This is a genomic window from Paenibacillus sedimenti (assembly GCF_014534655.1).
Taxonomy (GTDB): Bacteria; Bacillota; Bacilli; order Paenibacillales; family NBRC-103111; genus Paenibacillus_E; species Paenibacillus_E sedimenti.
Genome location: NZ_JACVVD010000028.1, coordinates 1 through 23468, shown reverse-complemented (window position 1 = coordinate 23468; position 23468 = coordinate 1). Strand labels below are relative to the sequence as shown.

The following is a 23468-nucleotide window of genomic DNA, read 5'->3' as shown; positions in this document are numbered from 1 at the left end:
GAGGTGGAAGTGCAGCAATGCATGCAGCTGACGAATACTAATCGGTCGAGGGCTTAACCAATACACCTCAATTAGAGGTAAGCATCTACGTATACATACGTAGCACTGCAACATTCACACTTTACGCAAGTTTCGTATCTAGTTTTCAGGGTGCAAGCAAGCACTTTGATCGTTTGGTGATGATGGCGGAGGGGATCCACGCGTTCCCATCTCGAACACGACCGTTAAGCCCTCCAGCGTCGATGGTACTTGAACCGAAGGGTTCTGGGAGAGTAGAACGTTGCCAAGCGAAGACCCACTCGGTGGGCTTTTTTTATGAAAGAGGGCCCTTAGCTCAGCTGGTTAGAGCGCACCCCTGATAAGGGTGAGGTCGGTGGTTCGAGTCCACTAGGGCCCACCACAAAGCATTTAGAAATTTTAGTCTATGGCGGCGTAGCTCAGCTGGCTAGAGCGTACGGTTCATACCCGTAAGGTCGGGGGTTCGAGCCCCTCCGCCGCTATTCATTGCTTGGAGAGATACCCAAGTGGCTCAAGGGGACCCTCTGCTAAGGGGTTAGACTGCGCAAGTGGTGCGAGGGTTCGAATCCCTCTTTCTCCGTATTGATTTCCCTTTTTATTAGTTAAGTATGGAGCCGTGGTGTAGAGGCCTAACATGCCTGCCTGTCACGCAGGAGATCGCAGGTTCGAATCCCGTCGGCTCCGCCATTATTTCATATGCGGTTATATCTTAGTAACATGGAGGCTTAGTGAAGTGGCTAAACACGGCAGACTGTAAATCTGCTCTCTCAGAGTTCGGTGGTTCGAATCCATCAGCCTCCATTTCATGTTAGGGGCATAGTTTAAAGGTAGAACAAAGGTCTCCAAAACCTTTGGTGTGGGTTCAATTCCTGCTGCCCCTGCCAATGAGGAACACATTATTCATGCAATCTTTTCGCGGAAGTGGCTCAGGGGTAGAGCATCGCCTTGCCAAGGCGAGGGTCGCGGGTTCGAATCCCGTCTTCCGCTCCATTTGATAGGTGCCCATAGCTCAGCCGGATAGAGCGTTTGACTACGAATCAAAAGGTCGGGAGTTCGAATCTCTCTGGGCACGCCACTCCTGCGGATGTAGTTCAATGGTAGAACTCCAGCCTTCCAAGCTGGTAGCGTGGGTTCGATTCCCATCATCCGCTTAATGAAAAAGATCACCTTATTGGTGGTCTTTTTTCGGTTTTAGGAGGGATGAGAACCCACAAGGGTTCGACCGAGTTTTTTGGGTGGTTTATTTAATGAATAGAAAAACCGCAGCGGATTTTTTCATAGCAATGAGGAAAATATAAGTGGACGAAACCGGAAGGCGGTTTTTCGGTAGCAACCAGGGAGTTTAATTCGATTGAGTCCTTGCAGGCAACCTTATATACAAGAAGTGGCTTCTCTTACGCTTTCTCACACTCAACAACGGTTATTACGGTGCAGTACGAGCAATAGTAAAACAATTTGAAAAACAAGCTTCTATCCTCCGGATAACTTGCAATAAATAGCCCGAATATAATAGGATAAGCCATATCGTCAATACGGATTATAAATAATAACTTTTAAATACCTGGATGAGTTATCAAAAATGGAGACATCTTACCGATAAGAGAATTTATATACTAAAAGGAGAATGCCTAATTCGCCTGGTCATCATATGTTTTATCATGGAAATGGGTTGAATTTCGCGGTAAGACCAAATCCAGCGTTGGCTTCTTTAATGGAACTTGAACAAAACACAAAGTATATAAAGATGCAATTACGTGGTGGCAATCATTCCGGGAATTTTAGGGCAAAAAAAGAATCGACTCTTAGTCTTGAATACGCTATTAAAAAAGGTTCTGATTTTGAAGGGGTAAGAAAATCGGCGCTTGATTCAACATTGCTTGTGCTTATGGGGAACGACGTTATTGCTGAAATTCCTTTAAACAAAAAGGAGTAGCCTAAAGCTACTTCTTTTTTAGCAATGATAATTTATATTAAATGGTATTAAACGGCCATCCCGATATGGGCGGAGGATGCAACTTTTTAGGTATCAAACTGACATATAAAATATCGTTGGAACAGGGAAAGAAGGAGCTTGTCCTTGATTCTTACAATTGCATTTGATAGCGTTTGCATTTGACGGTACAGCCAATTGCGTTTATATGACGCATCCAGTTGTATCGTCATTTTTACTTTATATGGTTTTCCCCCGTATTGAATTGGAAGTTACTTCTATGAACGAAGATCGGAACTGCCTTTCCATTATTTAATATAGAAAATCGGATAAAAAAACGGAAAATTAGACAACTTTAATTTGCTACAATAGAGATACAACCGTACCGGAGGGATGGCTATGTATCATATACTAGTGGCAGAAGATGAACCTTGGATCCGAAACTCCGTCGTCGAGATGGTGAATCGGATCGGAGAAGGAACGATCACCGTATCGGAAGCGACAAATGGGGAAGAAGCTTGGGCATTGATTCAAGAGTTATGGCCGACCGTGCTAATTACGGACATCATGATGCCAAAGATGGATGGTCTGTCGCTGATCCAAAAAATCCATGAGCATGAAATTCCGATGATATACATCATCATCAGCGGGTATGATAATTTCCAATATGCACAAAAAGCGATTCGCTACGGAGTTACCGAATATTTACTGAAGCCGGTGGATTTTGAACTGCTCCGGGAGGCGCTGAGCAAATCCGAACAAAGCATGGGGAAACTGAAGGAAATCAGCTCCTATATGTCGAGATTCCAGCAACTTGTGAGCGCCATCGGCGAGAATGCCTCCCAATCAGTTCAACGAAAAATGTCGGATCTCATCGATTCCGTCTTGAAGCTCAAACATATCAATCCGGCCGCCAGAATGAATTTGCTCCGCATTTTCGAATGGAAGCTCACCGGTATGATAAAGGAATTATCGCCGGGACAAACCGTTTCGACGATTCCGGAGGGTGCGGAGGATGCCGCGATACTTCGCTATTTCAACCAATTGGCCGTTGTTCTGATTATGCATTATGCGGAGCAGAGCAAATCGAATACCAATCATATCATAAAACGTGTATGCGATTACATCCAAACTCATTTTAAGAAGGATATTTCATTAACGGAAATGGCTCAATACGCCAACATGAGTATTTCGTATTTCAGCGCATGGTTCAAAAGATGCACCGGACGCACTCTGGTTCAGTACATTCAGGAAGTGAGAATTGAAAAGGCGAAGCAGCTTCTGCTCGAGACGCAGCTAAAAAATTATGAGATAGCCGAACGGGTCGGATTCGCCACACAGCCTTATTTTATCCGGGTATTTAAAAGCTCGGTAGGCGTTTCCCCCAATACGTTCCGAAAGCGGATGGGGCCATGAATCAGTTCAAACGTTACTTGTATCGATTTTCCATTAAGCAGAAGATGATCGTCGCATTCCTGACGGTCAGTCTGCTCGGGGTATTGACAATAGCGGTGACGGCGCAATTTTACTACACCCGGGCGACAACCCAGGACTTCTATAATATCGCAAGAGGTTCCTCCGCCAGTCTGAATCACCAAATCGACCGCTATTTCAAGCAGTTGATCCAATCCACCTCTGCCGTCATCGCCGGACCGCTGCCTTCGATCGGTAGAGGTTTTCAACCGAACATGGAAGCCGGGGCGATCCAATCATGGCTTACCGGCAAGGAGCCTCTGACCTTGTCGAACCGGCTAGTCATCGAGGACACCCTTCGCCGCTATATCGCGATCAATTACTCTGAAATTGAAAGTCTTGTTCTCATGAAGGAGGACGGTGAGCTCGTTTCCTCGAACGGACAGGTCGAGTACCGCTCCAATGAACCGTGGCTTCGTTTGCCTTTTACCGCGAAGACTGTTGTCATCCCGACATATAAGTCTTATCCTTACCAGATTCCGATCGTCTCTCTGGTGATTCCGGTGTACAGCATAGAGGACGTACGTCTTGTCGGCAGGTTGGTCATCAACCTTTCATTGTCCGAGATTAAAGAGATTATGGGCAAAACGTCGATTGGCGAAACCGGCAAATTCATCATCATCTCTTCCTCGGATACCATCGTGCATCACCCGGAAGCAATCCTGCTCGGCCGCGCGATATCGAATACGCCGCTCAATGATTTTCGCTTGACCGAACCCGATATCTTGCAGAAGGTCGGGAGCAAGGATTATTTAATCACTTTTACCAGGTCGGAATTCACCGAATGGCGAATTGTCGCCTTGGTACCGCTACAAGAAATGGCAACCGGCTTGAACGTCGCTACCAAATCGATGCTGATCGTGCTGCTCTTCCTGTTTTTGTTCGTCATTCTTGTCGTACCGATCCTGGCCAAGCTGTTGATGGAGCCCGTAGTCCGCCTAAAGAAGGTCATGCATGAAGTGGAGAGGGGCAATTTGGCCGTCCAGGTCGAATATCATCCCGGAAAAGATGAGCTGCAGAGCTTGAACCGCAGTTTCGGCCAGATGATCGGACGGCTGAACGACCTGATCGATGACGTGTACAGGTATCAACTGCGGGAGATGCAGTTGGAGGTTCGGCAGAAGGATGCGATGATCAAAGCGCTGCAAGGGCAGATCAATCCGCACTTTTTATATAACACGCTGGATATCATTCGGAGCATCGCTTTTCTGGAGGAGGTTCCCCGGATCGAGAAGATTGCCGGCAATCTGGCAGCATTTTTCCGGTACACCGCCAAGCTGGAACCGCTGGAAGTGACGCTGCGCGAAGAGATCGACCATTTGAGAAAGTATCTGGAAATTATTGACATTCGGTTTAAGCAAAACTTTCAAAGCCAGGTCTACGTCAACGAGAAGTTCTTGGAGGTGCGGCTGGTTAAGCTTTCCCTGCAGCCGATTGTGGAGAACGCGGTCAAATATGCGGTGGAGCCGATGAACGGAAATGCAGCCATCCTGATTAATGCTTTCGACGAAGGGGACGACCTGATCCTCGAGGTAGCGGATAACGGCCCGGGAATCCTGCGGGACAAGCTCGAGGATCTCAGGCGCTCTCTGGCCCACGTTGGCGAGCAGCAAGCCGCCGGCCATTATGCTGCAAGGGATTCGCTCGGCCTTGCCAATGTACATGCGCGACTTGTACTGCAATATGGAGGCCGGTACGGTGTGAGCATCGAGTCGTTCCCGGCGAGGGGGACGGTCGTCTTCATCCGATTTCCCTACAAAAAAGTGAAATCGGATAACGAATCGTAAAATGTTGAAAAAACAAAGGGCTCCTTATGATCTACAATGAACTTGAAAACAATTACAGGAGGGGTCAAAAGTTGAGAAAACAAATAGCGCTTCTTCTTACAGGGGTTCTGGCTGCAGGCGTTATAGCCGGTTGTTCCGGGAACGGACAACAAGCGGGAGACGCCGGAGGAAAGACGGACAAGGCCGGTGCCGCGGATGGCATGAAAGAAAAGCTGACCATCAGCTTCATGCCGGAATCGTGGAGCGGCGGGAAATGGCGGGAGGATCACCCAACGGTCAAGTATTTGAACGAGAAGTTTAACATTGAGATGAAGATCATGTGGACGGACGGCCCGACATACAAGGACAAATTGAATGTGCTTGCGGCCTCGGGAGACCTGCCTGACATGTACAGGATCACATCGGACAATTTCGTCAAGTGGCAGGAAGAGGGGATTTTCCTGGATCTAGCCCCTCATCTGAAAAATTATCCGAATCTGGCCAAGGCATTCTCGGATGAACATTGGAAGTTGCTGAATCCGCAAGGGAAGATATACGGTATGCCGCAGTGGGGAGTCGAGATCCGAGATAGCTATCAGATTCGGGCTGATTGGATCCGCAACGTGGGGCTGCAGATGCCGAAGGATGACACGTTTAACGTCGATGAATTTTATCAGATCATGAAGGCGTTTGCGCAGAACGATCCGGACAAGAACGGGAAAAAAGATACGATAGGTTTCGCCACAGACCAGGATTTGGGGGCGAACACCGCTCAATTGCGGGCAGCTTTTGGTCTTGCCAACGGCTGGAAGCTGGAGAACGGCAAACTGATCCCCCAGTTTGTGCAGTCCAAGGAGCAGAAGGCATTCCTCGGCTATCTTCGCAAAATGTATGAAGAAGGTGTAATGGACAAGGATTTTATCAGCAGGAAAGGCGTGAATACCTATGAGTTGTTCCAGGGAGGAAAGGCGGGCATTTGGACCCACCACCCTCTTGGTCTCAGGCAAGATAACGATAAGCTGAAGAAAATCGACCCGAACGCAGAATTGATCCAGCTCGCTCCGCCGATCGGCCCTACTGGTCTTCGCGGCAATCCAACGGGCTTAACCGGCGCCAATAAAGTCGTGCTTAACGCCAAAATGGACACCAAGAAGCGGGAACGCCTCCTAAAGCTGCTCGACTGGTGGACGACCGACGAAGGTACGGATATTATGAGGAACGGGATCGATGGCGTTCATTATACGAAAGAGTCTGATGGCACCTATAAGCAAACACCGCTCGGCGATACCGATCTGCCCCGGATTATGAATAACTGGTTCTTCTGGCGCACCGATCCGAATTACTTTATCCACAAATGGACCGACCAAGCAACCGCTAAATTCGACGCGACCTTCAATGCGAATAATGCCAAATATCCTTGGAAGAACGAGTCCGCCGGCTTGGAAATCTTTTCGGAAACTTACAATAAGCAATGGAAGGATCTCGAAACGAAATTCAAGGAAACCCAGCTCAAAATCGTGGTCGGGCAGGAGCCTGTTGACAGTATCGACAAAGCGATCACAGCTTGGAAAGCGGGCGGCGGCGATAAGATCATTCAAGAAATGAACGATGCCTACGCTAAATATAAGAGCAAATAATCAGTCAACATGTCGGCCGCAGATCGGATGCGGCCGACCGATTTTTCCAGAAGGAAAGGTGGCACAGCATGAGGTCGTCCGCAACCGAATTGAGTACAGGTAGCAAAATAAGGGCTTCTTCAGCCTTCGTCCATTACATTAAAAGGGCGTTCCCCATATACTTGATGATCTTGCCGGGGTTTCTGGCGATCATTTGTTTTAAGTATTTGCCCATGTTCGGTGTTGTCATTTCGTTCCAGAAGTACAGTCCGTTCCGCGGAGTCTGGGGCAGCAAATGGGTGGGGTTCGATCATTTCGTCCGCCTGTTCACCGAGCAGCAGTTTATGACACTGCTAAAAAATACGCTCATTCTCAATCTAATCGACATTTGCTTTTATTTTCCCGCGCCGATTCTCTTCGCGCTGATTCTTAACGAGGTCCGTTTAAGATGGTTCAAGTCGACGCTGCAAACGATCGTATACTTGCCCCATTTCATCTCGATGATCGTCGTTGTCGGGATCACCGTCGTCCTGTTCGCCAGCGAATTCGGCGGGGTCAACCTGCTGCTGGAATCACTTGGTCTTCCGAGGTATCAAGGGTTGAACGATCCGGATCAGTTCCGCTGGATCTGGCTGCTGCAGAACATTTGGAAAGAGGTGGGCTGGAGCGCGATCATCTATTTGGCCGCTCTCGCTTCCATCGATCCGTCGCTGTATGAAGCCGCCGTCATGGACGGAGCGAACAGGTGGAGACAGATTTGGCACATAACGCTGCCGTCTGTCGCCAATGTGATTCTCATCCTGTTTATCCTCCGTCTCGGAAGCTTTATCGATGTCGGCTTCGAGCATATATTTCTGCTGCAGAACCCGCTCAATCTTGCGGTATCGGACGTGTTTGACACTTACATTTACCGCGTTGGGGTTCAACAGGGGGAATATAGCTACACGACGGCGGTCGGTCTGTTCAAATCGGTCGTCGGGCTTGTGCTGGTGCTCTCCGCGAACGCCATTGCGAAACGGTCGGGAAGGGAGGGGGTGTACTGATGAGCATCCGCCGTTTAACCGGGAAGGAAAGGTACATCGATGTTCTCGTATACGCAGTGCTTATCGTATGGGGGGCGGCAGTCATATTCCCGCTTCTTTATGTACTGATGACGTCGTTTGCTACCGAAAAAGAATATTTGACCCGCGGCTTCTTTATCATACCGAGGGAGTGGACGTGGGACGCGTATTTGTACCTGCTCAAGAACGATAGTTTTGCGAACAGCTTCAAGAACGCCGTCATCATTACAGTGGTCGGCACGGCAATCAGCATATCGGTAACGACATTGATGGCATACGGCTTATCCAAGAAATGGATTAAGGGACGGAATGTTATCAACTTTATGGTCGTATTCACGATGCTGTTCTCCGGAGGCTTGATCCCGACCTATCTGGTCATCAGGCAGTTCGGGCTCATCGATACGTTCTGGTCCTTGTGGCTCCCGGGAGCTGTCGCTCCGTTCTATCTGATCGTCATGAGAAGCTTCTTTTCATCGATACCTTATGAGTTGGAAGAATCCGCGCGCGTGGATGGCTGCGGGGAGTGGAGAATGTTTTTCACCATTATGCTCCCTCTGTCCAAGGCGTCCATTGCTACGTTCGTGCTGTTTTATATGGTCGGCTATTGGAACACGTATTTTTCGGCGCTGATCTATTTGAACGACTCCGGCATGTGGCCGTTGCAAGTATTTTTGCGGCAGATGCTTGTGCTAAATCAATCCATAGCCGAAACCGCCACCCAGGTGCAAGAAGAGATCGTCTACACGCCGGGAGCAAAGATGGCAGCGATTGTGGTCTCCGCTTTGCCGATGATGGTCGTATACCCTTTCCTTCAGAAGCATTTCAATAAAGGCTTTCTGCTCGGTTCGGTGAAAGGCTGACGGGTTTATAGATAAAGGGAGGATACAGATGGCATTTATCATTGATCAGCATACGACGTACCGCATTCCGCAGGATCCCCCTTCACCGGTCCTTCACGCTTGGAAGATGGTGGAGAGGGATCATGCGCAGGTGCTGGGCGCCGCTCCGAAGCACATCCCGGCGGCGGATGAGCCGGCAGACGTCGTGATCCGCTACGCGGTACCCGAAGACCGATGCCCGGACAGGCCGGAGGCGTTCTGCTTCCGCTTCGTCAATGACGGCGGCAGAACGGCTCTTCATATTGCAGCAAACGACGATCTTGGCCTGGTCTACGGCATGCTCAAATACAGCGGGAAGCATCTCGGCGTCGATCCGTTCTGGTTCTGGGCGGATCTTCCTCCCAAGCGTCTCAGCCGTGTGGAGATTCCGACAGACAATTACGATTCGCCGGAACCGTTTGTCCGGTTCCGCGGCTGGTTCGTCAACGATGAGGTATGCCTGATCGGCTGGAAGGACGAATACCCGCCGACCCGCGAGGTATGGCAGCCTGTTTTTGAAGCGCTTCTGCGTTGTGGAGGGAATATGGTCATTCCCGGCACCGACCTGCCGAAGCACGGCGTGCATGCCGACGTTGCTGCGGAGATGGGACTATGGGTTACCCACCACCATGCCGAGCCTTTAGGCGCCGAGATGTTTCTGAGAGCTTATGAAGGAAAGATAGCAAGCTATCAAGAGAACCCGGAGCTGTTCGAGACGTTATGGGAGGAAGCTATTGAGAAGCAAAAGGACCGCAACATTGTTTGGGTTCTATCTTTCCGCGGACAAGGAGACCAGCCTTTTTGGATTCAGGATCCCGCATTCGACACGCCGGAGAAGCGCGGAGAGATGATCAGCCGAGTCGTGCGCAAGCAATATGATATGGTTCGCGGCAAGGTAGCCAATCCATATTGCTGCGTGGCGTTGTACGGGGAGATCTCCGAATTGTACAAAGCCGGCCATATTTCCATTCCGGACGATATCATCAAGGTTTGGGCGGACAACGGGTACGGCAAGATGGTGTCCCGCCGCAACGGGAACGAAAACCTGCGTATTCCGTCTTTGCCTGATCCGGCGGATGCCGGCAGACACGGCATCTACTACCATGTAACGTTTCACGACCTGCAAGCTTCCAATCATTTGACGTTGTTCCCGGCTTCTGCAGATTTGATAAGAGATGAAGTAGTGGAAGCATTTCAAGCCCGCGCGAATGATTACGTGCTTGTGAATAGCGGCAACATCCGGCCGCACGTCTATACGCTGGACTTGATACGGGAGCTGTGGATGCGGGGAGAAGCAGATGTGGAGGAGCACCTTCAAGCGTTTGTCAGCCGGTTGTTCTCCTCGGGTTCTCCGGAAATCGCCGAAATGTTCCGCGACTATGCACGGCGGACGATTCCGTATGGTCCTAACGAAGACGATCGGGCGGGGGATGAGTTCTATCATCATCCGGCCCGCATCATCGTCGGACATTGGCTTCAGGGGAAATCGGATCAATCGAATGTCCGCTTGTATTGGGCGTCGGGAGACGTTGATTTTCCGGAGCAAGTCGAGTGGTTTCGCCGGAAGTGTGCCGAAGCCATTCCGGGCTGGCTCGAGCTGAAGGAGCGAATCGAACGGTTGCTTCCTGCGCTTGCGAAATCAGATCACCTTCGGCTGAAGGATCATTTGCTGCTGCATGTAGAGCTGCATTTATCCGGCTGCGAGGGCTTTGAAGCATTGGGGAAATCGTACGCCGCTTACCAGGTAGGAGACTACCCTCTAGCGTTTGTGTATGCTTCGCAAGCGATGTGGAAGTATCGGAAGGGCCGGATCGCACTGCAGGAAGCCGAGCATGGGAAGTGGGCCCATTTCTTCCGGGCGGACTGGCTGACGAATATCGAAAGCACGGTGCAAAACATGGACACGCTTCGCCGCTGGCTTCGCGTGCACGGCGACAGCCCCGATTTCTTCGCGTGGTACAAGCAGTTTCTAATGCCGGAGACGGAGAAATATATTTACTTGGAAAACACGCACCGCAATCCTCTTTCGGATGATGAGCTGGCCCGGAGGCTCGCGGACAAGTTCGGCGTCTAGGCGCCTTTTACGGAAAAATGTGGTTGTAAAACAAAAAGCGCCGGTGGCTGGAATCTTCAACCCGGCGCTTTTTGCAAGACTGAAGTAAAAAAGAAGTTATGGTGGTGGATGCTTTGGAAAAACAAACGTTTTACTTGGCTGGCGATTCGACAATGGCGGATTATCCGCCTAAATCGTACCCCATGCAGGGTTGGGGGAATAAGCTCCATTTATTTATTCCCGATTCCGTTCGGGTTGTGAATAAGGCCGTGTGCGGGAGAAGTTCCAAGAGCTTTATCGAGGAAGGAAGGCTCGAAGAAATTTTACAAATGATCAAGCCGGGCGACTACTTGTTCATTCAATTCGGTCACAACGACAGTAAGGAAGATGCCGAAAGACATACAAGTCCTTGGAGCACGTACCATCGGTATTTGCGGCAATATATCGACGGAGCGAGTGCGAAGGGGGCTCATCCCGTACTCATCTCACCTCTTTGCCGCAGACATTTTGACGTTGACGGTCTTTTGATTAACACGCACGGCGATTTTCCTCGATCGATGGAAGCGCTAGCTGTTCAGGAAAAAGTCCCTTTCATCGATTTGTGCGGCCGAAGTGCCGTTGCATTCAAGGAAATGGGAGACGCCAAATCGAGAGAATGGCTGACCTGGCTGCGCCCGGGCGAGCATCCGAATTACCCGGAAGGGATCGAAGACAATACGCATTTGAATGAGCAAGGTGCCGAGGCTGTCGCAAGAATGGTGGCCGATGCCATCATCAAGCTAAACCTGAAAATTGGTTGAGAAGTCAACTCGGACACTCTGCTATCCAAACGACTATGATATACACATCTTACGAACGATGAGTAGATAACATGGATAATCTTCAGTATTGAGGTGACAATGCCATCATAGCAACTTCTTTTATTCTTATATTCGTTTTTTTTTTTTTAAAAGCGTACATAAGTGCTGTGGCGTGACGCCGATGACATCAGCCATAGCCTCCAGAGTGAGAGGTTTGTCAAAGTATTGTTCTATATAATTGAATAATGGTTTGAGTCTGAAATATTGGTCGGATGTGCTATTGTTGGGATTGATAGAAGTATATTGCACAATGTCAGTTCCACTTGATGACCGTCGAAGACAATCCAATCCACAATCCAGGTTGGACTGACGGCATAATACTCATGGGATATCCCTTTTAACAAAAGCATAGCCATACCTTCTTTAATTCGAAAGGTTTTTCCATCCGTCATGACAGGGAAAAGCCTTTTCATGTTATCACCTGCAAGAACCAAAGTGTACATGTGAAATTCGGAAAAGGTTGTGATGGATATGATGTACAGAGTTGAGACAAAAATCATGGATGGCTGGGAGTTTACATTAAAAAAGCCGGAAGACCAAAACTTCAAGCCGGTTAAGCTTCCTCACGATTGGGCCATTCATGCTCCAATAATACGAGACATGAGGCAGGGAAAGGATCAAGGCTTTAGAGACCGATGGGAGATCGGGTGGTACAGACGAAATATTCGTTTGGAAGCGATCAAAGAGGATTATGTTTACCAATTGCAATTTGACGGTGTTTATGAGAACAGTACGGTATGGGTGAATGGTCAAGAAGTGGGCGGACAGAAGTACGGTTACTCCAGATTTACGCTGGATATTACAGACTTCATTCATGCAGGAGATAATCAGATCCTGGTCAAGGTGGACAACACTTCTTTTCCCGCAGACAGATGGTATTCCGGGGCAGGGATCTACCGGACCGTCAAGTTGTTGGAATTATATAAGCATCACCTCAATCTCGAAGACATTCAAGTGAAAACCGCCATTCAGGGCGATACCGGCGTAATTACCATTATGACCGGAGTCTCCTCTTTGGTAAAAGCATGTATCTCAGTTGACAATGTGCATTATACAGGTGAATCGGATAACGGAATGATCTGTATCGAGATACCCAATGTCCAGTTATGGAGTCCTGAACAGCCCCATTTATATCAGTTGGAATTGTCCCTATATGAAGGGGATGCAATCGTTGATACGGTTGGATTGAGAATTGGTGTCAGAGAAATCAACATGGTTGCAGGCAAAGGGATGTTCATCAATGGCAGAATGACCAAGGTGAAAGGGCTATGTATTCACCAGGACGCAGGCTGTCTGGGAATTGCCGTACCGCCGGAAATCTGGAGAGAGCGGCTTACCAAGTTTAAGGAAATTGGCTGCAATGCCGTTCGTACCGCACACCACATCTTTGCAGCAGAATTCTTGGATATATGTGACGAAATGGGATTTCTTGTATATGAGGAACCGTTTGACAAATGGACAGGTGGTGCGTATAGGAGATATTTCGAGACGGAATGGAAACGTGATTTGGATTGCATGGTGAAAAGGGACCGGAACCATCCGTGTATATTCATGTGGGGTGTGGGAAACGAGGTTGAAAATCAAGCCCAAGCATCGATGCTGAAGCTGCTGAAAATGCTGAAGGAACATTTGTTAACAATGGATGATACAAGACCGGTTACTTATGCCATGAACCCCCATTTTAAATACGAGAGCAAAGTGGACATTTCGAAAGTGATCGATATTCAAAAGTTCGTAGATGAAGTGGATGATACGGAAATTTATGATTTAGACGAAAGAGTGGAGCGGGTCCGGAGGATTGCGGAGCATGTTGATGTGATATCTTGCAACTATCAGGAACCATGGTATCCTGCAATCCACAAGGCAATTCCGGATAAATTAATATTAGGATCGGAAACATTCCAATATTTTAAGGGACATCCTGATCAAATGATGAATTTCAGTGAGGAAGTTCCTTGGATGGACGTCGAAAAATATGATTATGTGATCGGCGGTATGCTTTGGACAGGGATCGATTATTTGGGCGAATCGATGGGATATCCATCCAAGGGATGGACGGGTTCCTTGTTCTGGACAAATCATGAGCGCAAGCCGATGTCCTGGCTCTATCAAAGCTATTGGTCAGAGGAACCGATGGTATATATGGCAGTAATGGACTATTCTTTGCAGGATGAGGGAGTTAAGGAACACTGGGATGCTCCAAGATATGCAAGTCATTGGGACTTTCCCCAGTTTAACAAGGCCGTAATTCCATACATGATCGCTACGAATTGTGAAGAAGTGACCATTGAGCTGAACGGGAAACAATTTTATGTAAAAAAACCATCCTCCTATCCAAACCGAATGATAACAGGCTATCTGCCGTATACACCGGGAACCGTAACTGTAAGGGGCTTAATCAACGGCAAAGAGGTATGTCAGTATACGTTAAAAACAGCAGGACCTGCCGTCAGACTTGGATTTGATATTAAAGAAATCAATCTGGAAGCAAGTGAGGGTTATGAAAAGTTATTCACCGTTCGGGCAAAAGACTCGGAGGGAATACCAGTATTTCGCGAAAGTGCAAAGGTCGTCTTCAGCGTTACGGGGCCGGCAGAACTCGTTGGTGTGGATAATGGCGATCTCTGTTCAAGTGAACCCTATGACAATAATGAAATGCATATGTATCATGGATGTGTCAGTACGGTTACTCGGCTTACAGGTGAAAAAGGGCTTATCGTATTATCCGCGGTTTCAGAAGGTATGTATCCTGCTCACCTGGTTATCAATGTGATTTAGTGTATGATTCTTCTGTGAGGTGTATAAGGACCATGTCCAATTCGAAATTAAACGCAACCTATCCGATCGATATTCTAAGGGGTGATTATCCCGATCCTTCCATAGTCCGGGTAGGTCAAGATTATTACATGACACACTCGTCTTTCATGTATGCTCCAGGGCTTCTCGTATGGCATTCCCGCAATCTGACCGACTGGGTTCCCCTTTGCCATGCTCTCCAGACTTATGTCGGAGATGTTTGGGCACCGGATCTGGTCTATGTGAACGGACTCTTTTACATTTACTTTCCCGCTAACGGAACGAATTATGTTATCTATGCAGAGAAAGCGGAAGGTCCCTGGTGCGATCCAATTGATCTGAGAGTAGACGGGATTGACCCGGGGCACCTGCTAGCGCCGGATGGGCAGCGGTACCTGTATGTAAACTACGGAAGGGCTGTTTCCTTAGCCCCGGACGGCCTTTCCGCTGCAGGCGACTTACAAACGGTTTATGAAGGGTGGCCAATCCCTGAGGAATGGGTTGTGGACGGGATGGCTCTCGAATCCCCAAAACTACTAGTCCGAGGCGATTATTATTATTTGATTTGCGCACAAGGCGGAACAGCTGGTCCTGCGACGAGCCATATGGCGGTTGCAGCCAGGAGCAAAAATCCTTTAGGGCCTTGGGAGAACTCTCCCTATAATCCTCTTGTGCATACTTGGTCGAAGGAAGAACGCTGGTGGTCCAAGGGGCACGGTACGCTTATCGATACACCTGATGGAAAATGGTATTTCGTCTATCATGCCTATGAAAAGGATTATTACACGCTTGGAAGGCAAACCTTGCTGGACCCTATCGAGTGGACAGAAGACGGCTGGCCGATCGTATCGCAAGATGCGGACGGAGAGATGAAGCTGGAGCGAGGGAATCCTCCGGAGCTGTCTGACGATTTCCAAGGTGTTGCACTCGGTTGGCAGTGGAGATTTTATAAGGAACTGGATCCTGAACGTTATGAAGTAGGCGGCGGCGTCTTGAAGCTGAAGGCCAAAGGGGATTCACCAGCGGATTCAGCACCGCTCGTCATCATTCCACCCGACCGGGCCTATGAAGCTGAAGTTGAGATTAAGGTCGGGCCTGAAGCTGAAGCAGGACTTGTGCTCTTCTATAACGACCGCTGTTATGCGGGGATCAGCTTTACGGAGCAAGAAATTTATAGACATCGGCGAGGTATCAAAGGCAATCCTGCACGAGGCCTGGGCTGCCGGCTTCATTTGAAGCTTAGGAACGATCACCATACAGTGACGATGTTTTACAGTACCGATGGTAGTATGTGGAATCGGCATCCTTCAGCGATGGAGGTCTCAGGTTATAACCATAATACGTTTGGTGAATTTATTGGCCTTCGTCTAGGCATTTATGCGGCAGGTAACGGAGAGGCTGAATTTTCGCGATTTCGATACCGTAAGATTGAAGTGTGATTGGTAGGTTAGGGGCAAAGCCGAGTATGATGCCTTTGTGAAGGAATTTATGAGAGAATAGGTGTTTTGTGCCCATTTTCCGGTAGATTTCTGTCACAAGGGCTTTTTTGCGTTGACCTAAGCGGTTATGCAAAAGGGCTTACCTTGGCGAATAAGAAGATTTACGGTATTCCGTAGGCGTAAGCCCAACAGTTTTTTTGAATGCAATGTTGAATGAGTCGATGCTGAGATAACCGACTAAATCAGAAATCAAGCCAATCTTTAGACTGCTGCTACGCAGCATTTCACAGCTTTTCTGGATACGCAGATTATGAAGAAAGGATCCGAATGATTGTCCGGTATGCTTTAAGAACAGGCGCTGAAGGTGTCTGGAGCTCCATCCTGAAAAACGGGATAGTTCAGACAGCGTGATTGCTTTATTAAAGTTTTGCTCAAGGTAGTGAATGACATGATTAAAGTCGGCAGACTCACATGCAGGATTTTCTGTTTCGCCATATTTTCTCCTGTAAGCCGTCACGATTAGTTGATTCAAAAGGGCATATAGCATAGTTCTGGAACCAGTCTCTTTCACAGACATTTCCCGGTACAACTTCAGCATAATGCTTTCTATAGATCCATCCCGGTCGAAGACAGAGAAGTAGGATGAGGCTTTGCTTCCCAGGGAAGACAAATGCTCTTGAATAGGTTGTTCTTGAAAAGTCGAAAGCTGAGCTGCCAGGTGGGTATCAAACAGGCAATTATAGACAATGGGTGGCTTACTGGACCGTTCAGGCGTAGCGGGCCTGAACACATGGGCTACACCAATTGGAATGACAAACAACTGACCTTTGTGGATCGGGAACGTCTCCTGCTCAATATGGTGAAAGCCATTTCCCTCGGCTACATAACAATACTCGATAAAATCATGCTCATGATAAGGAACCGTGAAATCCTCCGTAAATCGGTTGACCAACATATGCAGATTATTCTGTAGAAAAAATTGACTTTTAAACACCTTATTTATATGGTTCATCGGATCCTTCTTCGTATTGGCTTTTAGTATAGTATAGCCTAAAATTAGGATTATGTCCTGATACGGGGGGTAAAATGTCTTTTTCCTCGGAAACTAAGAGAATGCAGTTGATATAATTTAAACTGTATTACACTTATTTAGCCACCGAGGCTATGAAAGGATGAGAACGATATGAACAAGAGCCCCGTATGGATCTGGTACCCAGGCGATTTTGAAATCTATCATCATTTGATGCTTAACATTCGGAGGGAAGAACGAAATTACCATTGGCCTGCATTTTGGCGGTTGGATGACTGCTATCACAATGTACGTTTCCGTAAACAGGTGTACTGCGACACTCCTGAAGAAATGACGGTATATGCCCATGGCATCGGACTTGTTTGGGTTGATGGGAAAAAGCATGCATTTCGACAACCTATCATCCTTTCAACCGGTAACCACGTGATCGAGATTAGTATTGCCCGTACGGACGGACTGCCTTGTGTCTACGTGGATGGGGAACGGAGTGCGAGCAATTCGTCCTGGGAGGCTAATGATTTCAGTTTCGAATGGCTTCCCGCTGGCTTCAATAGCTTGTACCCGAATAAAGAGGATGACCCCAACATTTTTGCATTTGATTATGCGGAAATTTATCCTGTATCGATTGAGGAAACACAGGACGGTATTCTGTACGACTATGGAAGAGAATCCTTTGCCGCATTATTGTTCGAGAATGTTCATTCATCCAAGGATATTCTGCTTTTTTACGGAGAATCAATTGAAGAGGCAATGGATACGAAAAACAGTATTCTGATCGATGCTGTTCCGGCCGGAAGTGATACGTATCGCTGTCCCCCACGGGCATTCCGGTATTTATTTATTCAGGGGGCGGAGACAGAACAATTCGTACTGACCGCGTTGTATGAATATTTACCGCTTACCAAAATAGGAAGCTTTACCAGTTCAAATGACATGATCAACCGAATATGGGATACGGCTGAATATACGCTTCACTTGAATTCTCGGGAGTTCTTTTTGGATGGGATCAAACGGGACCGTTGGGTGTGGTCGGGTGACGCTTACCAAAGCTATTTCATCAACAACTACCTCTATTTTGATGCGGATATTACCAAGCGGACGATTATCGCATTGCGCGGAAAGGACCCCATTGTAAAGCATATCAACACGATTCTCGACTACTCCTTCTACTGGATTATGAGTATTCATGCCTATTATCAGGCGACAAAGGATACAGACTTTATTTCATTTATCTATCCCCGCATGAAATCCATGATGGATTATTGTATCTCGCATTCGGATGTAGACGGTTTTATCCGAGGCAGAACGGGAGATTGGGTTTTCATCGACTGGGCGGAAATTGACAAAACCGGTGCTGTCTGTGCTGAACAAATTCTGTTTGCCGAAAGTCTAAAAGCGACATGGGCTTGCGGAGCACTGCTTGGCTTTGGTGAAGAGCGTTATTTGAAACGCTGCGAGCAGTTAAAAAGACAGATAAAAGAGTTCTTCTGGGACGAAGAATTAGGGGCGTATATCGACAGTTTTGAATCCGGAAAACGAAATATCACTCGTCATGCCAATATTTTTGCATTGCTATGGGATTATGCAGATCCGCAGCAACGGGAGAGCATTATCATGAACGTTCTTCAAAATGATGCCGTTCTTCAGATTAGCACGCCATATTTTAAGTTTTACGAGCTTGAGGTCATGTGTATGATTGGTCAATTGGAATATGTTACCCGGCAGATCCAGGATTATTGGGGCGGTATGCTTCAATTAGGGGCTACCACTTTTTGGGAGGAATATAATCCTGCAGTAACTGGTCTTGATCGATATGGCATGTATGGTGACCGCTACGGCAAAAGTTTATGCCATGCTTGGGGAGCGAGCCCTATCTACTTGTTGGGGCGGTATTATCTTGGAGTTTATCCAACCTCAGCAGGTTACGATACATTTATAGTGGAACCGCAGCTTGGTGGATTCGAATGGATAAAGGGAACAGTTCCGGTAAATGGGGGTAAGGTAACCGTGGAACTGACACAAGAAACGCTGCAAGTTGTCTCTGATAAAGCGGGAGGAATTGTACGCATTAATGGGCAGGAGTATCCACTTTCGAAGGATATTCCCTTTAGGTTGAACCTGAGTTAAGCCAGGCTATCTACTTACCCTTCGCAACCAAGGGTTAAGACTGGCTAGGCGCGCTAGGGGCTATTTGACGATTACTATCAGTGCGTTTCTAGTATCGTACTCATTAGTAAAAATAACATTAAAAAATGTCAAAATAATGGTATAAAAAACGAAAGATAATATGAAATAATGAAAACGCTAACAATATTATACTTAAAAAGGTTGAACAGAAAAGGAGGTGGGGAAATTCATTTGATAATCGTTCTTCTCAATGAATGCCGCATGATTAGTTTGAGATAACGTTTTAGATCCCGTGTTGGAAAGGAAGGATTATAATTATGGCAAGTAAAAGAAAAAAAATGAAAAAAATGATTAATTATTTATGTGCTACTTCCATGCTATTTGGGTCAGTTGTCTTTATGGATACAAATATATCTAAAGCTGAAGGTATCACAAAAACAATTACCATTGATGGAAACAATGTAGATCCATATAACCGATTTAAAGGTTTTGGAACGGTAACAGCTAATAATACATCTCGTTTGCTGTTAGATTATAAAGAAGAGAACCCGAAAGCATATTGGGAAATCATGAATAAGCTGTTTAATAAAGAAACAGGGGCTGGACTAACGCACGTCAAAGTAGAGTTAGGTGCTGATGTTAATTCATCTTCAGGAACTGAGCCCGCAACCATGCGTTATGCAGATGAACCAGCAAACGTGCTCAGAGGAGCAGGGTTTCAATTCGCCGCCGATGCCAAATCAATCAACCCGGATATCACGACCGAAATTTTGCGATGGGGTGAACCGCGTTGGACATGGAATGGTGCTGCAAACCATGAATATGAGAATCGATACCAATGGTATAAACAGACAATCGATGCCGTTGATGATGAGTATGGTTTTAAAATAGATTATGTCGGGATCTCTCAAAATGAAAGATCTCAAAATAATAATGGAAAAAATGAAGTTGAATGGCTGAAATACTTTACTTCAAAAATCAAAGAAGAGCCGAATTATGATGCAGACTACATAAATATTAAGCTTGTTGCCGCAGATGGCTATCGTGATACTGCAACAATCAGTCGTGCACTGCTGGGTAATCCGGATTTGATTGATGAAATTGATGTCATCAGTTCCCATTACGGATTGACCGGCTCGAATGAACTGACTCAATTGCAAAATAAATTGATTGCTGAAGGCAAAAAGCCAAAAGAAGTTTGGGTGTCCGAGGGAATTGCGCCCATGATCAATGCCCGTTATCGTGAAAACATGGAGCCGAATTATAAAGGACTCGGAGGAAAAGCAGGGATTATTGATGTAACTTCGCGTATTATGTCCGTGTATTCATGGACAGGAGCTGGCAGCAATCCGCTTAATGCGGTTTCATTTGATTTTCAACCTTCGGTTGCAGCCTTCTATGAAGGTTCTTCCTATAATCCGAAGCACCTGATTAGTACGTATGATCCATGGTCCGGTTTTTATGAAGTGGATGGCGGGTTACAAGGAGTTCGTCATGTTATGAACTTTGTCGGATATGACGATCACACCACACCTGTAAATGAGCGCTGGATGTATGTTAAAGATGCAACATTTAGTGATGGAGCTTTCTTCGATGGCGGTGTAGATGTCGATACGAGTACTCATAATTATATAACATTGAAAGATCCGGAAACGGATGATTACACAACTGTTTTTGCAAATAATACGAAGAATACACGTAAATATAAAATTAATACTAAAAACCTAAATGGAAAAGAGAATGCACCGGTCTATGTTTGGGAAACACGCGGGGCAGACGAAGGACAAAATTATGATGCGAACTGGTTTAAAAATGTCAGCAAAATCACACCAAAAGATGGCGTATATGAAATTGAAGTGAAACCGTATTCAATCGTAACCATTTCAACGTTAGATAAGCAATCTGAAGTTGAAGGTTTTGAATATCAATCACAACCGGTTGATTTATCAAAAGATACCATATTATCTCTACCATATACGGATGATTTTGAATACGAGAAATATCCTGCCGATGAAAAAGGCAGAGATTATGTGGATCGTCGCGGAGGTACACCGCGTTATACCACTGACCAGACAGCCGCTTTTGAAGTTGTTAAAAAAGCAACTAAACCGCTATCTGGCGGAAGTGCAGCACGTACGGATCTGGAAATTCCGGATGCAAAGGCCCATGGGAATATGTTACAACAGAAAATCACTCCTGACATCATTGGAGCAGATTGGGCAGTTTGGGGCGGAAAAGACGGATCAGCATCTAACAGTAACCCAACCACCACTCTGGGTGATCATCGCTGGGTGAATTATAAAGCTTCTTATGACTTCTTATTAGACACGCATACACCTGAAGTACAAGGAAGAAGTAATTATGCCTTAATTGGGGTACGACAAGTGAAAGCCGGAGGAGCGGATTCCCATGCCCCCTACAATGCTCGTGTATATTCAAACGGATTGTACGAAATTGTTAAACTCGGGAAGGTTGTAAACAGCGGAACCATTGAAAATTTCGATAACAAGGTTTGGCATAACTTAGCTTTTGAAGCTAAAGAAAATGTATTTACGCTATATCTTGACGGAGAAGAAATCGCTGCTTATACGGACGCTGATTCAACGGTAATGGCTGGAAGAGTTACGTTAGGGTCCGGTTATTACGAAACCTTAATCGATAATTTACGTGTAGAACCGATTAAAGGATACACTTATGAATCAGATAAATATGATAGTGCGCAAGGTAAGAAATTTAATACGCAGGAAGAAGCTTTGAACCATACGGACCAATGGAATCCAATCGGGTATGTTGGCAAATGGAACTATACGCAAGCCGGATTTGCGCATTTTAACCGAACGCAGATGACTGCACCAACGGATGTTCCTGTTTGGAACGGAGTGACTGTAGGATTCAGGGATTCAACCAAGGTACCAGGGACTTTGAACAAAGTATTCTATACCGGCAGCTGGCCATCAAACAGTGTAAATACCTGGGGATCCGCCGGGGCTTCTTTTGAAATTACATTTAAGGGGACTGCAATCAGGCTGTTTGGTATAACGAATCCGTCAAACGGAAAAGCGGATGTTTATTTGGATGGAGTATTAGCCGGTGAAGCGAACTATGTGAATAATAGCGAAATTCATCAGATGGTCTGGTCTGCAGAGAATCTAGCAGATAAAGAACACACACTTAAAGTAGTAGCAAAAGAAAAGTATACCAGCTTTACAAAAGCAGAAATCGAAACTACTGACCCAGTAATGGCAGTCAAAAGATTAGGTCCAAAGGAAATCATATCAGATGCATCCCAAATTGGGAGTGTAACAAATACTGTTTATGGATATAGAAACAATGGTAGCATCTGGGGCTCCAATAATACGAATGCTTGGGCGCATTTTAACGATGATCCGTATTTATTGATTATTTTCACGGGTACAGGAATCGATTACCTGGCTGGAACCGGAGTAAAATCACAATATAATTTCGAGCTTGATGGTGTAGATATGGGCAATTATAGCGTAAATCCCGACGGCGTAATGTATTCGGTTAGAGGCCTGGAGGAAGAGCGGCATATCTTAAAAGTTTCACTGAAAGATAATGTAAGGCAAGAAGACTTTATGGATTACCGTGGAGTCAACATCTACAGTACGCCTAAAGCAGATGGTACTAACAGTAGTATGATCTTCGACTTTAAAGGATCAGGGTTCAATTTATTCGGATCGACTCCGGATGCATTAATTGACGTGTATATCGATGATCAATTAATTGATGAGAATTTTAGAATTTATTCCAAAGGAGACAGACAAACATCTTATAACATTCGGGGACTTAAAGATACCGAACACACTGCTAAATTTGTTATCAAAGGCGGTACATTTGTTTTGGATGGTATTGATGTAATTACTGGCACAAATAAAGTTGAAGTAAATAAAGAAAAACTGCAGCAATTGTATGATGCAAATCAAGATAAAGACCAAAAAAACTACACCAAGGAAAGCTGGAAAGCCTTCCATTCGGCACTATTAGCGGCTAAAGCGGTATTACAAAATCCGCAATCTACGCTAGAGGAAGTGGCTGCTGCAAAAACATCCTTACAGGCGGCAATAGATGGATTAACTGGGGACATTTAATTATCAAACCTGGGACTAAGTAGTTAAAATCTGCTTATCCCAGTTTTTTTGCATTTTCCTTCACATGAACGGCGCCGTGCTGTGACTAGAGAAGGTTCTTTAATCTTCAAAGTAAAAAAACATCGTGGGGTATGAATAGGCGGCAGAGTCACGAACGAATAACACTGGTAGGCTGCCGCAAATAAATCCGGCAGCCTATTCAGCTATTCCAGCTAATAGCTTGTCAATATTTAATTATTAATGGTTAATTCATGAGGTGGTATACTTAAAAATGTGTATGGGAAAGAACCGTCCCACTTAGCACGGAAATAT

Annotated in this window: 14 protein-coding genes, 9 tRNA genes and 1 rRNA gene; 22 read left to right on the top strand and 2 right to left on the bottom strand. The window is 46.4% G+C overall.

Annotated features, from left to right (window positions below):
• Window positions 1–172: 172 nt before the first annotated feature.
• The 18 genes from rrf (at window position 173) to ICC18_RS32620 (ending at window position 11595) form a co-directional block, all read left to right on the top strand.
• Window positions 173–289 (top strand): 5S ribosomal RNA (gene rrf, locus ICC18_RS32705).
• A gap of 34 nt (window positions 290–323) precedes the next feature.
• Window positions 324–400: transfer RNA gene (locus ICC18_RS32700), tRNA-Ile, on the top strand.
• Window positions 401–426: 26 nt separating this feature from the next.
• Window positions 427–500: transfer RNA gene (locus tag ICC18_RS32695), tRNA-Met, on the top strand.
• Between the two features lie 10 nt (window positions 501–510).
• Window positions 511–598, top strand: a tRNA-Ser gene (locus ICC18_RS32690).
• A 30-nt stretch (window positions 599–628) separates the two neighbouring features.
• Window positions 629–705, top strand: a tRNA-Asp gene (locus ICC18_RS32685).
• 32 nt (window positions 706–737) lie between these two features.
• Window positions 738–819: transfer RNA gene (locus tag ICC18_RS32680), tRNA-Tyr, on the top strand.
• A 9-nt stretch (window positions 820–828) separates the two neighbouring features.
• Window positions 829–902, top strand: a tRNA-Trp gene (locus ICC18_RS32675).
• A 31-nt stretch (window positions 903–933) separates the two neighbouring features.
• Window positions 934–1008: transfer RNA gene (locus ICC18_RS32670), tRNA-Gly, on the top strand.
• Between the two features lie 8 nt (window positions 1009–1016).
• Window positions 1017–1093: transfer RNA gene (locus ICC18_RS32665), tRNA-Arg, on the top strand.
• Between the two features lie 5 nt (window positions 1094–1098).
• A tRNA-Gly gene (locus ICC18_RS32660) sits at window positions 1099–1169 on the top strand.
• Between the two features lie 473 nt (window positions 1170–1642).
• Window positions 1643–1951: a hypothetical protein gene (locus ICC18_RS32655; protein ID WP_188178575.1), complete on the top strand. Its 309-nt coding sequence runs from the start codon at window positions 1643–1645 to the stop codon at window positions 1949–1951.
• A 396-nt stretch (window positions 1952–2347) separates the two neighbouring features.
• Window positions 2348–3364 (top strand): response regulator transcription factor, encoded by a 1017-nt coding sequence (locus tag ICC18_RS32650; RefSeq protein WP_188178574.1) that lies wholly within the window; start codon window positions 2348–2350, stop codon window positions 3362–3364.
• Window positions 3361–5208, top strand: a complete 1848-nt coding sequence (locus ICC18_RS32645; protein ID WP_188178573.1) for a sensor histidine kinase — start codon at window positions 3361–3363, stop codon at window positions 5206–5208. Before ICC18_RS32650 ends, ICC18_RS32645 begins: the two co-directional genes overlap by 4 nt.
• 71 nt (window positions 5209–5279) lie before the next feature.
• A complete protein-coding gene (locus tag ICC18_RS32640; protein WP_188178572.1) occupies window positions 5280–6824 on the top strand; it encodes a type 2 periplasmic-binding domain-containing protein in 1545 nt (514 codons plus the stop codon).
• Between the two features lie 68 nt (window positions 6825–6892).
• A complete protein-coding gene (locus ICC18_RS32635; RefSeq protein ID WP_188178571.1) occupies window positions 6893–7846 on the top strand; it encodes an ABC transporter permease in 954 nt (317 codons plus the stop codon).
• Entirely contained in the window at window positions 7846–8724 is an 879-nt protein-coding gene (locus ICC18_RS32630; RefSeq protein WP_188178570.1) for a carbohydrate ABC transporter permease, read from the top strand. The genes ICC18_RS32635 and ICC18_RS32630 overlap by 1 nt, the downstream gene beginning before the upstream one ends.
• Window positions 8725–8752: 28 nt before the next feature.
• The gene (locus ICC18_RS32625; RefSeq protein WP_188178569.1) at window positions 8753–10816 is read left to right on the top strand and encodes a glycosyl hydrolase 115 family protein; all 2064 of its coding nucleotides are present in this window, start codon (window positions 8753–8755) and stop codon (window positions 10814–10816) included.
• A 113-nt stretch (window positions 10817–10929) separates the two neighbouring features.
• Window positions 10930–11595 carry a rhamnogalacturonan acetylesterase gene (locus tag ICC18_RS32620; protein ID WP_188178568.1) on the top strand — a complete coding sequence of 222 codons (666 nt, stop codon included), beginning with the start codon at window positions 10930–10932 and terminating at the stop codon, window positions 11593–11595.
• Between the two features lie 230 nt (window positions 11596–11825).
• Here ICC18_RS32620 and ICC18_RS34950 read toward each other — a convergent pair whose 3' ends face one another.
• Window positions 11826–12005: a hypothetical protein gene (locus tag ICC18_RS34950; protein ID WP_376745685.1), complete on the bottom strand. Its 180-nt coding sequence runs from the start codon at window positions 12003–12005 to the stop codon at window positions 11826–11828.
• Between the two features lie 121 nt (window positions 12006–12126).
• Here ICC18_RS34950 and ICC18_RS32615 point away from each other — a divergent pair, with 121 nt between their 5' ends.
• Together ICC18_RS32615 and ICC18_RS32610 are read left to right on the top strand one after the other, a co-directional pair.
• The gene (locus ICC18_RS32615; RefSeq protein ID WP_223193073.1) at window positions 12127–14433 is read left to right on the top strand and encodes a glycoside hydrolase family 2 TIM barrel-domain containing protein; all 2307 of its coding nucleotides are present in this window, start codon (window positions 12127–12129) and stop codon (window positions 14431–14433) included.
• Between the two features lie 32 nt (window positions 14434–14465).
• The gene (locus tag ICC18_RS32610; protein WP_188178567.1) at window positions 14466–15890 is read left to right on the top strand and encodes a family 43 glycosylhydrolase; all 1425 of its coding nucleotides are present in this window, start codon (window positions 14466–14468) and stop codon (window positions 15888–15890) included.
• 139 nt (window positions 15891–16029) lie between these two features.
• Here ICC18_RS32610 and ICC18_RS32605 read toward each other — a convergent pair whose 3' ends face one another.
• Window positions 16030–16902 (bottom strand): AraC family transcriptional regulator, encoded by an 873-nt coding sequence (locus ICC18_RS32605; RefSeq protein ID WP_188178566.1) that lies wholly within the window; start codon window positions 16900–16902, stop codon window positions 16030–16032.
• A 171-nt stretch (window positions 16903–17073) separates the two neighbouring features.
• Here ICC18_RS32605 and ICC18_RS32600 point away from each other — a divergent pair, with 171 nt between their 5' ends.
• Together ICC18_RS32600 and ICC18_RS32595 are read left to right on the top strand one after the other, a co-directional pair.
• Window positions 17074–19047 carry an alpha-L-rhamnosidase-related protein gene (locus ICC18_RS32600; protein WP_188178565.1) on the top strand — a complete coding sequence of 658 codons (1974 nt, stop codon included), beginning with the start codon at window positions 17074–17076 and terminating at the stop codon, window positions 19045–19047.
• Between the two features lie 317 nt (window positions 19048–19364).
• Window positions 19365–23156 (top strand): FIVAR domain-containing protein, encoded by a 3792-nt coding sequence (locus tag ICC18_RS32595; protein WP_188178564.1) that lies wholly within the window; start codon window positions 19365–19367, stop codon window positions 23154–23156.
• Window positions 23157–23468 lie beyond the last annotated feature (312 nt).

Bases quoted from the DNA above. Each gene is read 5' to 3' on its own strand.
- ICC18_RS32645 (WP_188178573.1), top strand. From the start codon at position 3,361: ATGAATCAGTTCAAACGTTACTTGTATCGATTTTCCATTAAGCAGAAG.
- ICC18_RS32615 (WP_223193073.1), top strand. From the start codon at position 12,127: ATGATGTACAGAGTTGAGACAAAAATCATGGATGGCTGGGAGTTTACA.
- ICC18_RS32650 (WP_188178574.1), top strand. From the start codon at position 2,348: ATGTATCATATACTAGTGGCAGAAGATGAACCTTGGATCCGAAACTCC.
- ICC18_RS32635 (WP_188178571.1), top strand. From the start codon at position 6,893: ATGAGGTCGTCCGCAACCGAATTGAGTACAGGTAGCAAAATAAGGGCT.
- ICC18_RS32610 (WP_188178567.1), top strand. From the start codon at position 14,466: ATGTCCAATTCGAAATTAAACGCAACCTATCCGATCGATATTCTAAGG.
- ICC18_RS32630 (WP_188178570.1), top strand. From the start codon at position 7,846: ATGAGCATCCGCCGTTTAACCGGGAAGGAAAGGTACATCGATGTTCTC.
- ICC18_RS32595 (WP_188178564.1), top strand. From the start codon at position 19,365: ATGGCAAGTAAAAGAAAAAAAATGAAAAAAATGATTAATTATTTATGT.
- ICC18_RS32655 (WP_188178575.1), top strand. From the start codon at position 1,643: ATGCCTAATTCGCCTGGTCATCATATGTTTTATCATGGAAATGGGTTG.
- ICC18_RS32625 (WP_188178569.1), top strand. From the start codon at position 8,753: ATGGCATTTATCATTGATCAGCATACGACGTACCGCATTCCGCAGGAT.
- ICC18_RS34950 (WP_376745685.1), bottom strand. From the start codon at position 12,005: ATGCTTTTGTTAAAAGGGATATCCCATGAGTATTATGCCGTCAGTCCA.
- ICC18_RS32600 (WP_188178565.1), top strand. From the start codon at position 17,074: ATGAACAAGAGCCCCGTATGGATCTGGTACCCAGGCGATTTTGAAATC.
- ICC18_RS32605 (WP_188178566.1), bottom strand. From the start codon at position 16,902: ATGAACCATATAAATAAGGTGTTTAAAAGTCAATTTTTTCTACAGAAT.